Raw genomic sequence first — 237 nt, forward strand, 5'->3', positions numbered from 1 at the left:
TTCCAAATTGTTAAAGAGCTAGATATTTCAAAAGAAATAGCCATTTTTAAAGATTCTTAAGGAAGAACACTTAAAGATGGTGGAGCTATGCGGGATCGAACCGCAGACCTCCTCGCTGCCAGCGAGGCGCTCTCCCAGCTGAGCTATAGCCCCATCTGGAAAAGTATTTCCTACTCTTAACTTATTAAACCATCAATCTGTGTGGGTACTCATCGTAAATATCTTCGTATAAGGAGG

General features: G+C 41.8%; 1 tRNA gene. It reads right to left on the reverse strand.

From position 1 onward, the window contains the following. Window positions 1–77 precede the first annotated feature (77 nt). Window positions 78–153, reverse strand: a tRNA-Ala gene (locus AB4185_RS21940). Between the last annotated feature and the right edge of the window lie 84 nt (window positions 154–237).

Origin of the sequence: Vibrio sp. 10N.286.48.F5 (assembly GCF_041469785.1) — a bacterium.
Taxonomy (GTDB): Bacteria; Pseudomonadota; Gammaproteobacteria; order Enterobacterales; family Vibrionaceae; genus Vibrio; species Vibrio crassostreae_C.